Source organism: Halohasta litorea (assembly GCF_024494645.1).
In the GTDB taxonomy this organism is placed as follows: Archaea; Halobacteriota; Halobacteria; order Halobacteriales; family Haloferacaceae; genus Halohasta; species Halohasta litorea.
Genome location: NZ_JANHDJ010000006.1, coordinates 31,392 through 44,868, shown reverse-complemented (window position 1 = coordinate 44,868; position 13,477 = coordinate 31,392). Strand labels below are relative to the sequence as shown.

Genomic DNA, 13,477 nt, shown 5'->3' with positions numbered 1-13,477 from the left:
CTCCCCGGAGAGCAAAAACCACCTCACGCAGTGGCGTCAGCAAGCTGCTCGAGTTCGTCTTTGAGATACGTCCGGTGACAGATCTTGTCGTCGGTATTCTCGTAGCACACGAGGTAGACGGCGGTTTCGGGGAGCATCGAGAGGATATCTCGCATCGCCCGACGCTGGGTGTCGCCCTCGAGGTGAGCGCGGTATCGCTGCTCGAAGTCGCAGGCGTCGATCGCGTCGTTGTGGCCAATCTCGTCGGCGAGTTCCTTGAACTCGGTGAGGAGGTCACGCGGTGGGGCGAGGGCGGTGATGTTGGTGTCGAGGTGGGCCTGGATGCCGTACATCGGCTCGCGGACGACACCGACGACGTAGTCATCGTCGTCAGGGACGACGTGACCGTGCTGGAGAGCGGCGTGATAGGTGTCGTGGAGTCCTTCCATGCTCAGAGATCAGGTGGCGAGGGTAATGAAGGTGTCCGAATCGCTGCTTTACGCGGGTTGGGAAGCCCGATAGTAAACCTGGATTGGGATCAGAAGTAGGAGAAGTACGGGAAGAACGAATCCGAGACCGGGGAGAAACCAAAGCGAGGCTGCCCCAACGAATGCGAGACCCAGCGACCCTGTCTCTGTAAGGAGTAAACCACCCCACGCCAGCGGGACGATGGTCCAACCGAGCGCAAGAGTGTGGGCTTTCAGGCGGTCAAACTCAGCAAGGGTAGCTGCGCCTGCCATGAGGGCGAAGATCGAAAACGCCTCGACGCCCGGTTGAGAGAGCGATTCGGCGATGAGGTCGAACAGGGGCATGTTACGCGGTGAACTCAGGGTCGTCGCCGATGCGAGATGGCTCGGGGCCGGACTGGCCCTGATATTTCGACCCGCGCTCTGAGCCGTACGGCCTCTCGGCAGGCGACGTCATCTGAGTAAACGTGATCTGCGAGATCCGCATACCCGGCGTCAGTGCGACTGGCGCAGCGCCGAGGTTTGAGAGTTCGAGGGTGATCTGCCCCGAGTACCCGGCATCCGCGAGGCCTGCCGTGGCGTGGATGATTATCGCAAGCCGCCCGAGCGAGGACCGCCCCTCGACGTGCCCGACGAGATCGTCGGGGACAGTGACCGATTCGATGGTTGTTGCGAGGGCGAACTCACCGGGATGAAGGATGAACTCACTGTCGTTGTCGACGTGGGTTTCGGAGACGTACTGGTTCACTTCATCGACGTTGTTTGGGTGGATACAGGGGATCTGGGTTCGGTTAAACTCCAGAAACGTACTGCCCAGCCGGAGGTCGACGCTACATGGTTGGACTTGCTGGTCGATGTCGGTTAGCGGGTCGATCACGAGGTCGCCCTGTTCTAACCGATGTAGGATGTCGGTGTCTGAGAGGATCATGGATGTGACTGGTCGGTGGGGCTGGCTGCTCGCTGCGTTATCCGTGCTTTTCGGGAGTCTGGTCCATGTCGACCTTGACGGCTTCATGTTCATCGACCCACTCACATGTGAAGCGTCGGGCCTTCTCGTAGTTCAGGTCGAGTCGCTCGTACAGGGCGCGAGCGTTGAAGCCATCTTGGGGGTCATTGCTGATGCTCTTCTTCGAGGAATCGTCTTCGTCGTACTCGTTGAGGGGGACGATCCAGAGTGTGTTCTCGTCATCGTCGAAAATGTACGTGACAGCCTCGTACCCCTCGAATAAGTCGACTGCGCTGCTGGTTGGAGCGATCGCCGCAGACGCTCGGAACGAAAGCTTGGGCGGCTTCTTGATCGGGTCCTTCCCAGTGAGCTTGGAGAGATTCGCGAGCTTCTCGTCATCAGACAGCTGTGGGCTGTCGGTCTCTGCTTCGGTGGTGTCCGGACTCTCTGGAGTGTCCTCTGCGCTGCTGGCCGCATGTTCTGGTTCGCTCATTTGCCTCTACAGGAGAGTCCCAGAGAACCGATAAAAGTGTACCGTCCGATTATCTCTCTGTAACGGCCATCACGCCGAAAGATTCAGATAGAGGTGTGTCAATGTACGATATGAACGAATCATGCGCCGACGGGTATTTCTAGCATCTAGTATCGGGTTTGCTGCTTCTCTGTCCGGCTGTTTGGGCATCGGGGGGAGCGATGTGCTTCCAGGGAGCGGTTCAGATAATCAGCCAGAGCGCGATGAGGCCCCCGATCAGGGTGGTCAAAGTGGTGAAACCAGCGAAGAAAACGACAGTGACGTGGGGGAACAAGCGACTGATCCGTCACCCGAAGAAGCGGATGACGAGGCGAAGGTGACGTTAGAGAGTAACGACCCCGTCACGGTTGTAGAGACGTTCTACGATGCTCTCTACGCGCCAGACCTTGAGATGGCAAATGGGCTGCTCCATCCTGAGAGCCCCGCGCCAATGTACACTGACGAAGTGGTGTCGTCATTCGAAGCGTATACGCACGAACTCGAAGATGTTGAGCTGGTCGAGGAGGGTGATTCGAGTGCCGTGGTTGCGTTCTTCCTCGTTCTCACGGGAGAGGAGGGTGTTGTCCGGCGGAGCGAAGTTACACTTGAGGTCCGGACGGACGGCGACGACTGGAAGGTCTGGCAGATGAGGCGGTAGGCAGCATCGAGTGGTTACTTGACCGGAACTGCTTTTTAAGACGCCTTTGTATCGGCGTGTATGGGTATCGACCGAGGAACATACACCAGTAGGCGCGTTGTCCCTGAGAATGCCTCATGGGCCACCGCCGCTGATTGGGAGTCTGGTGATTTGTCCTCGGTCGATCTCGAAGGCGACGGGATCCGGTTCAGGGGGACAAAATACGGTGGGCCTCCAGCAAGCGGTGTCGCACGGTGGCCGCTTGAAGAGACCGTTGAGGACGTGTGGGGCGAGCATGATGGGGTGAACAGGGGTGCTTCGTTCACGTCTGACTCTGAACTCCGTGACGGCGCGTGGTTTAACGCTGGCAGCGAGGACTATATCGCTCTCCCCCAGGTACAGCTTGCCGGTCCTGAAATGTCGGTATCTGCCTGGGTGAAGCCAACGCATCACGGCGAATCGTCGTATGATAGAGTCCTATCGGCAGGGACGTATCAGCCGTTCAATTTGGTGATCTACGGTCACGGGTCGGGCTCTTGGGAGCCGTATTTCGATATCACGACAGAGCACGATCGAGGGACGGCCGGCCAACCGTGGGAATACCCTGATCAGACGTTTGCGTGGGATACACGACACCACCTCCTCGGCGTCTACGGTGATGGGTACGTTCGAATGTACGTAGATGGATCTGAGATTGCGTCTCAGCAACTCACCGGAGAGTTGGATACGTCCAAATACGGTTATACGACATACTCGTACATCGGTACGAGAGAAAAGGACGCATCTGGAGGCCCGATACAAGAGTTTCTGAGTGGCTTTCTGAAAGATGTCCGAGTCTACGACAAGGTGTTGTCCCCGAGTGAGGCAGTGGGGCTATACGAGACTGGGACGATCGACGGATGAGCGGTTAGACGAGTCGGATCGCTCCGGGTTCGTCGCCGTCTGGATCAATCTGTTCGAGAGCCGGACCCCGAGAGCCGAGCGATGGATTGTCGAGACGGCCACGGAGATCGCTTCGAGCGGAGCGCACGTTGTCGCTCACCGTCTGCTGTGTCTTGCCTCTCGCTTCGGCCCAGGTCTTCTGCCATGCTGTCTCTCGGAGCTCTCGCGAACCCGGCGGTCGCCGTCCGCTCGGTGGGATGTCCGTTTTGGTCGCGATGAAGTCGAAAGCGGTTGCCGCGCTATCGACAGTCGTCGCGTAGCCTGTCCGCACGCTATTCTCTAGTTCGCGGATGAGGTGGGTAGCAACCCGGCTGCTTGTGTGACGGTCGATATGGTCAACCTCGAACCCGTCACCTGCGTCGTCGACGATATCGGTGTGACCCACTCGCCCCCAGCGGAACGCGCCGTTCTGGACGAAGAGGTCGGCATAGACGAGGACGCCACCGCCGCAATCGACGCTCGTCCGGATACCGTAGCCGAATTCGTGGAGGCGATCGGTGACGACGCTGACGTCCCACTCGGGGTTGATCATGAAGATGGCGTCATGGAGCATCGATTCGGGGTCGATGTGGATGACTTCTTGGCCGTCTTCGGTGTCCAGCTCGTGTTCCGCCCTGTACTCCGGTTCGTCATCGTCAGCATCGAAGCCTTGGCGATCGTCGATTCGGGTGATGTCCATGACGAGAGACTGTAACCCGTGAATTGACTGCTCGAAGAGGCGTGGGTCGAATTGCGCGTCTTCGTCTGCCGGGATCTGCTTTCCGGCTTCGTCGACGCGGTGAATTGTGTATTCTCGCATGGAACACACTACGAAAGAGTCGTACTAAAAACTGTGGGGTCTCATATCTGTTTTCATCAATAACTGTCTCGGTGTTCAATATAGAGACACTTATTACGGAAGGGAAAAACTCCCGAATGTGTCCGTAGAAGCAACATCTGTCGGCAGCAGCCCGGATCTGAACGAGACCGAGCGCCAGTTGGAGGAGTATCTGTTGGACGAAGCCGACGGCGTCGCGTATTTCAAATCGCGACTGATTGCGAAGGACCTCGACCTGTCATCGAAGAGTGTCGGGCATAACATGCGTACCTTGGCTGACGCTTCCGGTGTGTTGTGTATCGAGAAGTGGGGGTATTCGGGCGCAACGACGTGGATGGTCCAGATTCAGGAGTGACGCGGCCGTTGGCTGGTGACTGGCTATTTCTCCCACTCTTGTTTGATGAGCATCCGTTCTGTGGGTGAGCGGATAGGGATCCAATCGGCTAGTTCCCAGTCGTGTTCCGTGAGGTTGACATCGACGGTGTGTGAGGCCTGCCGTAAGGTAATGAACGGGTGCGATCGCTTGGTAACGCGGCCGGCGTGCTGGACGATTTTGTCTGCTTCATTCCGCCGGACGAGGACAGCCCTTCCGCACTCGACTTGAGACATCGGCGCTTGGAGGAGCTGCGTGGTGTTCGCGATGTCTGTGCTCTTGAGGCTGGTGTCGGTCTTAGGGGCCATCGGGGTTATCTTTGGATAGCTCGGTTGTCTTCCTGCTTGAACTCACGTTGAGGCGGTACTTACGGATACGTTCCTCCGATTCGTGCTTATACGTATCGGCAAATTTTCATCGGGCGGTGTGGGGACGTAGCATCTACACCACGGCGTTAGTCTGGTCGAACGGTTTCTGGCGGTTCTGGGGGATGTTGTTGTAGCCACTCTACGATCGCCTCGTCGGAGTGGCCGACTCTGAATGGGGTACGGTCGGCTGGGAGGTGGCGGCGGTCCAGAGGTTTGGCTCTGGTAAGCCCGATGCCTCCGGCGCAGCGCGTTACAGTCGTCCAAGAGGATTCGGACACTGTGACAGACGGCCTCCCAAACTGGTATTCGATCATCTGAACTGAGCCATCAGAAACGGTGAACCACCAGAAGGCATACTGAGTATGCCGCTCTCCGAACAGCTGGAGTACGGTATCTCCCTCGCCGAGTGGCTTGCCCCAGTCGGCGTATGCGTCTCGTACCTGGTACCACGGTTTTTCTTCGAGCCGTGACTGGGAAGCGACGCCGAATGAGCCGAGTGTCGCATCTCCCCAGATCTCGCGAGGGCCGATTTCGCCTTCATAATCCGGGTGGACAACGTAGCGTGTGTTCGACGGTTTGGGTGGTTCTGGGTAGTAGTTGATGCTCCCTCGGTATTTGTCGTCGAGAGACTTCTCCTCGAGGTCGTCCAGCGTCTGCCGGATGTAGCCGATCGCCTCGCTGCGGGTCTCGAACTTTCGACCAGACCGGCCCCAACTTTTCCCCTCAACCCGGACCCGGCAGTAGGTGGTATCGCTAGCAGTCGGCGGGGAGATGCCGATCGCGTAGTGGTCGTTTCCGGATGGGTGAGCTGGGTCAGCAGTGATCTCCTTCCGGTACTTCGTCCGGGGCATGGGGCTAGTCGTCGGCTCGGGCGTGGCCCGTCGGCGACGGACGGGTCTCTTCGTGAGTGGTCAGGTCGGTGGAGACACCGTGCTGGGTGGATTCGACGTCGATGGTTTTCTCGCCTTCCTGTTGTTCGAGCGTGTACATCCATGCTTCCCCGAGGCCCGTGAGAACCTCGTCTTTCAGCGACTGGCTCATATTGGAGCGCCTGTCGATGTCGTTGATCAGGATGGCGAACAGAGTGTGTATGGATCGGTCGTTCGGCGTGGAGGTGATCCCCAGTTCATCATCGAGCGTGTCCGTACTGTACGTCCGCGGCAGGAATGGGCGTGAGCGTCTCATGGTATTAGTCCTCTTGATCGGCAACTCTCAGAGTCACCGACCTTCACCTACCTTCGGGGGATACAAATTCTCTATCTGAGGGGTGGGTTCATTACCGGGGGGTCCATATCCTCTCCCAACTGTGAGCTCTAGTGCGGCCCCGACAACTCCAGAAGATCGGATCATCAGTCTCGACGTTCTCCGAGGCGTGGCCATCCTCGGGATACTCGTCATCAATATTCAGTCGATCTCGATGCCGTCGATCGCGAGGATCAACCCCGCTACGTACGGTGGGTTTGAAGGCGCGAACTACATCGTGTGGTTGCTAAGCCACGTCTTCGTCGAGCAGAAGTTTATCGTACTGTTCTCGATGCTTTTCGGCGCTGGTGTGCTCCTGTTCGTCTCTTCCAAGCAATCGAAGGGAGAGCCGGCGCTGAAGCTCCACTACAAGCGAACGTTCTGGCTCTTAGTCATCGGGCTGGCTCATGCGTATCTTCTCTGGGATGGTGACATCTTGGTCACGTACGCACTGTGCTCGTTGGTGGTCGTTTTAGCGTATAACTGGCCTGCGGAGCGGCTTGTGGTTGCGGCGGTGGTTCTCCTCTCGGTTCCGTTCATCCAGCAGGTAGAGACGGTGATGATGCTGGATCACGGGATGGAATTGGGGTATTGGACTACAACGCCCGAAGAACTCCAACAGGAGATTGCTGTCCATCAGGGTAGTTGGTCGGCGCTGGCTGCTGATCGGTTCGGTTCGAACGTGTACTCACAGACGATTGCGGTTGTGGACCGGGCGGGATGGCGGTATTCTGGTGCGATGCTGTTGGGGATGGCCCTGTTCCGTTGGGGTGTACTCTCGAATGAGCGGAGCTCGGAAGAGTACATCAAATTGGTTGCTGGGTGTTTCACTGCGGGCATCACGATCACGGTCGCGGGTGTCGCGTACCTCCACTATCACGACTGGGGGAGCGTGGCTGGGTTTTCCTGGGGGCTGTTCAACTACTGGGGAAGCATCCTCGTCTCTATCTCGTATGTGGGCGTCGTTATGCTGTTCTGTCGGCGGTGGGCTGGTGGGCGTGTCGAGAAGGCTTTGTCGTCTGTTGGCCGAACCGCACTGAGCAACTATCTGCTTCAGACGGTCGTCGCGACGACGATCTTCTACGGACATGGGCTTGCCTTATTCGGACAGGTGAGCCGCGTGGAGCAGATGGGCATCGTTCTCTTGATTTGGGTGGTCCAAGTGGTGTTATCCGTTCTGTGGCTCCAGAGATTCCGGTACGGGCCTGCTGAGTGGGTGTGGCGATCGCTGACCTACGGTCGGGCGTGAAACGGCATTAGGCTGTTCCAAAAGAACCAGCAGGGGAGACTACTTCTCGATGTGGCGTCGGTCGATGGACGTGACATCGAACGGGAGCCGAGCTGGGACTTCACCTGTGTCGGCGTCGAGAGCGTCGATCTCGACATGGTAGGTGTCGTGGGTGTTGAACGAGAGCGTCGTGGTGAATTCTTCGCTGACGCCGCTCGAGAGGGCGATCGGTTCATCAGTGATCACACTGGTGAGCGCCGAGCCGTCGGCGGTTGCGGTTCCATCCGTGAGAGTGATGTCGCCCTCTTGGATGCCCCCGTCTCGGGTGACGCGGAAGAGGAGGTCGACGTTCCGCTCGTGGTTGTTTAGCGCGTTATCGAGCGTGATCTTGTATTGGACTACAGTCTCTGCCTCGACAGTGGTTGGGCCGGTACTCTCGACGCGGACTGCGGGCTCGATGATGACGTCGTGGCCGCCGATTGCTGCCGGTGGGCCAGATGATCCGCCCTTGCGGATGAGAACGTCGAGGAAGTCTGGGACGCTGTCCTCATGGAGACGCTCATGGTAACAGCACCAGCCGTCCATGCCGTTTTGGGTGAGACCGAGATGCTTGCCTGCGTCCGTGACAGTGATACTGTCGAAACTGTCCTGACTGGCGCTGATGTTTGCGAGCGGGCTGATGTACTCCCACGATTCACTGTCAGAGAAGCCGTGCTGAGTCTTGCCCAGGAGTGCGCCGCCTTCGTTCACGAACATGGCGATGTCGAATTGGCGATCGATGAGTGCGCGGTTCTCTGAACTCGTTAGGGCGGTACCTCCATTGATTTGGTTATTGCTGCTCGGGATACCGATCATCGCGTAGTCGGTGAAGTCGACATTTCGGATGTTGTCGGCCCCAGAGATGAAGGTGACCTCTTCGTCGACCTGTGGGTCATTGCCCACGTCGCCGCGCCAGTATTTGACGACGTCGTCGCCGTTGTCAGCAGCTCCGAGAACGATGATCCCGTCGTTGCCGTTGGTGACGTTTTCAAGCATCGACGCGACCATCGAAGCGTGTTCCTCCGGTGGGCCGTGGTTGCTGTTGTTTGGTTCCTGCTCTGAGTCGAGCCCCATGAGAATTATCGGGCCGCCTTCCTGTTGACCGACGACGTCGAGAGTCTCGGTCTTCGTCTTGACAGGAGGGCCGATCGTCGTTGCGATTTGGTCGAAGAAGAAGAGGGATCTCGATTCCTCGATAGAGGCGTCCCATTCTTCCTGTTCTTCTCGGAAGAGCACCTCTTCGTCGCCGGTTACGGCCTTCGGGTTGCTCCTCATCCACGGTAGATCTTCCGCCATACGAATTCCGACTCAACACTCTGTTAAAGCCGTTTCTCTCGGGTGTGGTGTGTACTGAATTTGACAGAGGTGGGGCAGGTGATATCGCGTGGGAGGTCACGCGGTGGTGACGGTTGGGCCGTCGTTGGTGACTGAGAGCTTGAGATTCTTCCCGTCACCGACACCGTCTACTGTGAAGCTCGCGGTGGCGATGTCCTGAGACGCGGTTGGTTCTACGTCGACGTAGAGAGTCACCGCTTCGCCGCTGCTGAGGGTGGTTGTGGCTGTGGATCCATCGGGTGAAACGCTGGTCGCGAGCGTAGAGCGGAATGAGACGCTCTCAGCCACAGCTGGGTCGAGGGTAATGGTGTAGTCACCGGCCGTGGATTGGTGATTCGAGATCGTGGCGAACTCTTGGTTGGTCGTGTTCTCCTGGATCGAAGTCTGTGGAGAGATGCCGATGATGGCGTCTTGGCTGTCAGTTTGGACTAGGTTTACCTCCGACTGGCGAGTGATATCAGACGTTGTCATCGCTTCAGCCCCGATGAGCCCAAAGAGGAGAGCGCCGGTCAGGAGTGCGAATACGCTGATGTAGATGTGTGGGCTAGTCTTCGAGTCGGCCTGTCTCCGGTTCATTTCTTAATCCAGATCTCGTCGATGGCGTCCGCTGTGGGGTTCTTGGACTTTCCCGCTGGGATGACTGACGGGTCATCATGGCCGTTTGTGGGCGGGACTGCTTCCTCTTGAGGCACCTCGGCTGTGTCGGTGCTGCTGTCCTCCCAAATGAACACCCCGTCTTCCTCCCCGTTGTGAGCTTGGCTTCGGGACGTGGTAGATTCTAGTTCGGTGATATCGATGTTCTCTGCGACGAGAGGTGGTTCGGGGGGGCTGTAGATATACTCAGTGTCTCCGTCGACGAAGACGAACAGTTGCTGATCGTAGCAGTACACGGCACGGTCTCCCTTGTCGATCGCGAGGTTGATGATGTCTTTGAGAGACCCGACCGCGGATGTCGATCTGGCGTCCGAACTGTCGAACTTGTCGACGACCGTGATCCAGTTTTGGTTTTGGACTTCCTCGAGTCTCATTTCGAGTATCTCGGCGTCGTAATCGTCTCTGTGACGGTAGCAGTAGCCGGCACTCGCTCCGCTGATGAGAAAGAGGAAGGCCGATGTGATGTTCGTGAGACCGCCCTCAGAGTCTGTTGACTGGGAGAGCCCGCCGGTAGTGGTTGAGGTAGTGTCTGTGGAGGTCGGGATCGTGAAGACGGTATTTCCGAATACGATCTCCTGTTTGTGTTTCGCGGTGGCGGTGGCGATGACGGGCTCGTCGTCGCTGATCCGGGACTCTGAGCTCTCGTAGGAGTAGTCCGTTTCGATGATAGTGTAGACACTCAGGGACGCATCCTGCCCGAGTTCGTTGTCGTACTCCTGGATCTGTTCGTGGACATCATCGATATCGATCAGCGAGCGAATGGAGGCGGTCTCGCCTTCTTCGTAGTCATCGATGGTGGTCTCTTCAAGAGTCGAGGTCTCGGTCCAGAAGGCGGCTTCTTCGCCGTTGACCGTGGCTTCGTATTGGAGTAGCACCCGGTGTTTGGTGAGGGTCGTTTCGGTCCCAACAGCGGACGCTGTAAACCGTATGTCTCCGGCTGCGTCTATCGGATACGTGTTCGTATTGGTGAGTCGTTCTCCCTCGGTGTATGCGGAGGTGGACGTGTCGACCGTCGTCGAAACCTCCTGAGTTTGATCGACCAAGTGGTCGATTTCCGGGGGCTCTGGTTCTTCTTCAGCAAGGAGTGTTGCTGGGCTGTATGCACTGGCCGGGGTCACAAAGCCGGTGAGGACGATGAGACTTGTGAGGACGCAGATAAGGATGCTCACTGCGATGATGGCTCGTGCGTGGGCTGCGATCGCCCATTTACATTTGAGGTGATATGGATGCTCGCTCATGTCTCTAGTCGACTATCAAAGTGGTCACAGGAGCGGGTCATAAACCTGCTTGTCAGTTCTGTAGTGTCAGCGTCTGTTTTCATAGATAGTGGCCTTCTTCTGCCGGGTGATCCGGTGTGGATTGATGAATATGAAGGCGGACGCTGAGAGGATGAAAGCAATCACGCCGCTGCTTGCTAACGCTGCGAGAACTGGGTGGGTGTTCGCGAGCGTCTGTAAGGTCGATTGTGGGAGTGTGCTCGGGTACGCATAGAGGGTGATCTGAGCGATGTCCGCTGTTGGGCTTTTCCGGGGTGGGTTGCTGACGAAGACTGTTGTCTCCGGTCGTATTGGTGAGCTTTGGACTTCCTCTAGACGGAGATCGCCTTCTAAGTGAGCAGATTGGGTCATCCCGACGAGGGAGTCGCTGGTGAGAATCACCTCCTGGGTCGTTGAGTGGCCGATAGCAGCTGTTCGTTGAGTATCGTCTTCTGGGTTGACCGATTCGGATGAGATGATGGTTGCACCCTCGGTAACGGGAGTCCCCAGTATTGCGACCGGGAGTAGAAGCATCGTACAGATGGCGACGCCGATGACGATCTTCCGGTCTGATGAGCCCCGTTCAACGGGGACAGATAGGGAAGTCCGTTGGTTATCTCCGAAGATGGTGGGCGCGAAGCCGATGAGCGAAATTACAACCCACATCGAGATGACCGTGGTGGGGTTCGAGAGGATCGCACCGATGATTGGTACTGATACAGTTGTTGACCCTCCAAGCGTCATGACCGAACCGTAGATGTCGTCGTCACTAACCGGTTCGAACCCATCTTGCTGATCCGTGAGATCGTTAGCGTCGCCTTGGGTGATGTACTGACCGTCCTCGGTAGTGTCGACGATCCGGTGGAGGACGTTGCGGTTATGCTGTGACGTTTCGAACAGGATCGCATCACCGACTTCGACATCCCCGGCAGTCACAACGAGGAAGTCGTCTTGGGTGATTGTCGGGGTCATGCTGTCGCTGATGGGCGACGTGAAGACGACGGGCATGGTCCCAGCTGGGGCTACGAGGCTAAGTGTGGTTATGAGTAGGAATAGGAGCGCGAAACCGGTCAGCACCGATTCTACACGTCCCATTGTAAGACCGTCTAGCTGAAGTCTTCGTTCGCCGATGACGAGATCTCGACGATGCCGGAGATATCCGTATCATCGGTTGACGTCTCGATGGCTAGGATCGCGTATGCGACCTGGCCGGGGTCAAGAACAACGACCTCACCAGTGTTGTCGACAGACTGGATTTCATCGCCTCCGTCGTTGCGAAGGGTTACTTCGCTGAGGGAGGGGTCTTCTTCGATGGTGTCGTCGGTTGTGAACTCTGCTTCGAACCAGAGTTCGTTTCCGTCGTCGAAGTCGATGTTTTGGAGCTCGTAGGTGTTGGTACCGTCATCAAGCGCAACAAGTTCTTCGTTGACCGGGGCGGCGTCATCGTTTGGGTCGGTATCTTCATAGACGGTGATGTCGATTCCGGTATTCCCCGGAAGGGACGCCGTGGTCTCCATGACGATCAGGTCCGAGCTGACTGCGGTGATCGCTCCAGCAGAAGACCCGAGTTCGTTCCCGTTGATGTCGAAGAGGCTCACGCCTACTCCGGCGGTCTCGGGCTCGACGTAGGACGTGAGGGCGTACTCACGCTGTTCTGTGAGGTTGTTCGTCATCCGGAATGCGTACACGTTAGTTGGGTCGGTCCCATCACCGAAGACGAACGATCCGTCCGGTGTTGTGTACTTATCGTCTGCTTCACCGGTCACAACTAATTGCGACCCGCGAATGTCGGTGCCTCCTGCTGGACCCGGCTCAAGTCGCAGGGCTGCGCTTGCGCTGTCGTCCGCTTCGACACGAACATCGACAGTGCGCGCCGCCGTTGCAGACGTATACGCGACGGACCCGACGGTAACGGTTCCGAGAGCGCCTGCTGAGCCGAGTAAGAAGTTTCGTCGGTTCATTTCATCCTATATTTTGTGAGGGTGTGGCGGGTGATTAGTAGTGACTCTAGACCAGTTTCGAGTTGGATTACGCGGAGGCCGAGATCGTCACGTCGCCAGTGACGTTGGAGTCGTCGGGTCCGGTGTGGATCTCGATGACACCGTAGACAGTCTGGCCTGAGGTAAGGGCCATGCCCGTGAGGTCGGTCTCGCCGTTGACCTGACCGAGTTCCGCTCCCGTGTCGTCGAACAGCTTGATGACGAAGTCGACGTCGGTCGTCGCGAGGTTCGCGATCGAGATGTCGAAGGTGCGCTCGGAGGTGAGCTGGTTGGTCATCGTGAAGGCGTTGTTCGTCGAGGGGCTCGCGACGTCGCCGAAGGTGAACTCACCGTTCGGGGTGAGGTAGGCGTCGCCGCCGCCGTTGTGCTCCGAGATTCCGTTGATTGCGATCTGTCCGTCGTCCGTGATCGTCGTACCGTCGTTGGACTGGAACCGCAGGGCCGCGTCGGCCGAGTCGTCCGTGACAACCTGAACATCCAGATTGCGCTCGACGGTCGCCTGCGTGAACGCAAGCGAGCCGACTGTTCCCGCGGTGATAGCGCCGCCAGCACCGATAACGAAGTTGCGTCGGTTCATAGTTGGTTTCTCGTGGTTCTAGACCACGTACTACCACCTCCACAGACAGGGGATATAAGCATTTTCCTCGGTTACTGGGATTTTTCCACCCATGTCAAATGATTGT

Annotated in this window: 17 protein-coding genes; 4 read left to right on the top strand and 13 right to left on the bottom strand. The window is 57.6% G+C overall.

The annotated features are described in order from the left end of the window. Positions 1–23 precede the first annotated feature (23 nt). From NO877_RS14130 to NO877_RS14115, 4 genes are read right to left on the bottom strand one after another with little or no spacing between them, the layout of a single operon-like run. Positions 24–428: a DUF488 family protein, N3 subclade gene (locus tag NO877_RS14130; protein WP_256396996.1), complete on the bottom strand. Its 405-nt coding sequence runs from the start codon at positions 426–428 to the stop codon at positions 24–26. 48 nt (positions 429–476) lie between these two features. Continuing rightward, on the bottom strand, positions 477–791 hold the full coding sequence (locus NO877_RS14125; RefSeq protein WP_256396995.1) for a hypothetical protein: 315 nt from the start codon (positions 789–791) through the stop codon (positions 477–479). Between the two features lies 1 nt (position 792). Next, positions 793–1,374: a dCTP deaminase gene (gene dcd / locus NO877_RS14120; RefSeq protein WP_256396994.1), complete on the bottom strand. Its 582-nt coding sequence runs from the start codon at positions 1,372–1,374 to the stop codon at positions 793–795. Positions 1,375–1,411: 37 nt separating this feature from the next. After that, a complete protein-coding gene (locus NO877_RS14115) occupies positions 1,412–1,885 on the bottom strand; it encodes a hypothetical protein (RefSeq protein ID WP_048076027.1) in 474 nt (157 codons plus the stop codon). A 202-nt stretch (positions 1,886–2,087) separates the two neighbouring features. On the opposite strand from NO877_RS14115, the gene NO877_RS14110 reads away from it, so the two are divergent. After that, a complete protein-coding gene (locus NO877_RS14110) occupies positions 2,088–2,561 on the top strand; it encodes a hypothetical protein (RefSeq protein WP_256396993.1) in 474 nt (157 codons plus the stop codon). Positions 2,562–2,621: 60 nt separating this feature from the next. After that, positions 2,622–3,443: a LamG domain-containing protein gene (locus NO877_RS14105; protein ID WP_256396992.1), complete on the top strand. Its 822-nt coding sequence runs from the start codon at positions 2,622–2,624 to the stop codon at positions 3,441–3,443. 4 nt (positions 3,444–3,447) lie between these two features. Here NO877_RS14105 and NO877_RS14100 read toward each other — a convergent pair whose 3' ends face one another. Then, positions 3,448–4,281: a hypothetical protein gene (locus tag NO877_RS14100; protein ID WP_256396991.1), complete on the bottom strand. Its 834-nt coding sequence runs from the start codon at positions 4,279–4,281 to the stop codon at positions 3,448–3,450. Between the two features lie 118 nt (positions 4,282–4,399). Here NO877_RS14100 and NO877_RS14095 point away from each other — a divergent pair, with 118 nt between their 5' ends. After that, a complete protein-coding gene (locus tag NO877_RS14095; RefSeq protein ID WP_345780160.1) occupies positions 4,400–4,654 on the top strand; it encodes a DUF7123 family protein in 255 nt (84 codons plus the stop codon). Between the two features lie 472 nt (positions 4,655–5,126). On the opposite strand, the gene NO877_RS14090 is transcribed toward NO877_RS14095, so the two are convergent. Beyond that, positions 5,127–5,891: a hypothetical protein gene (locus NO877_RS14090; protein ID WP_256396990.1), complete on the bottom strand. Its 765-nt coding sequence runs from the start codon at positions 5,889–5,891 to the stop codon at positions 5,127–5,129. 4 nt (positions 5,892–5,895) lie between these two features. After that, the gene (locus NO877_RS14085; RefSeq protein ID WP_048076033.1) at positions 5,896–6,225 is read right to left on the bottom strand and encodes a hypothetical protein; all 330 of its coding nucleotides are present in this window, start codon (positions 6,223–6,225) and stop codon (positions 5,896–5,898) included. 187 nt (positions 6,226–6,412) lie between these two features. Here NO877_RS14085 and NO877_RS14080 point away from each other — a divergent pair, with 187 nt between their 5' ends. Continuing rightward, entirely contained in the window at positions 6,413–7,531 is a 1,119-nt protein-coding gene (locus NO877_RS14080) for a DUF418 domain-containing protein (protein ID WP_321169354.1), read from the top strand. A gap of 39 nt (positions 7,532–7,570) precedes the next feature. Here NO877_RS14080 and NO877_RS14075 read toward each other — a convergent pair whose 3' ends face one another. From NO877_RS14075 to NO877_RS14050, 6 genes are all read right to left on the bottom strand, one after another. Further along, the gene (locus tag NO877_RS14075) at positions 7,571–8,845 is read right to left on the bottom strand and encodes a hypothetical protein (protein WP_256396988.1); all 1,275 of its coding nucleotides are present in this window, start codon (positions 8,843–8,845) and stop codon (positions 7,571–7,573) included. 96 nt (positions 8,846–8,941) lie between these two features. Then, positions 8,942–9,460: a hypothetical protein gene (locus NO877_RS14070; protein WP_048076036.1), complete on the bottom strand. Its 519-nt coding sequence runs from the start codon at positions 9,458–9,460 to the stop codon at positions 8,942–8,944. Beyond that, positions 9,457–10,776 (bottom strand): DUF5305 family protein, encoded by a 1,320-nt coding sequence (locus tag NO877_RS14065; RefSeq protein ID WP_154017986.1) that lies wholly within the window; start codon positions 10,774–10,776, stop codon positions 9,457–9,459. Before NO877_RS14065 ends, NO877_RS14070 begins: the two co-directional genes overlap by 4 nt. A 66-nt stretch (positions 10,777–10,842) precedes the next feature. Then, positions 10,843–11,889, bottom strand: a complete 1,047-nt coding sequence (locus tag NO877_RS14060; RefSeq protein ID WP_256396987.1) for a signal peptidase I — start codon at positions 11,887–11,889, stop codon at positions 10,843–10,845. Positions 11,890–11,900: 11 nt separating this feature from the next. Beyond that, entirely contained in the window at positions 11,901–12,560 is a 660-nt protein-coding gene (locus tag NO877_RS14055; RefSeq protein WP_256396986.1) for a hypothetical protein, read from the bottom strand. 262 nt (positions 12,561–12,822) lie between these two features. Then, a complete protein-coding gene (locus NO877_RS14050) occupies positions 12,823–13,371 on the bottom strand; it encodes a hypothetical protein (protein ID WP_256396985.1) in 549 nt (182 codons plus the stop codon). Between the last annotated feature and the right edge of the window lie 106 nt (positions 13,372–13,477).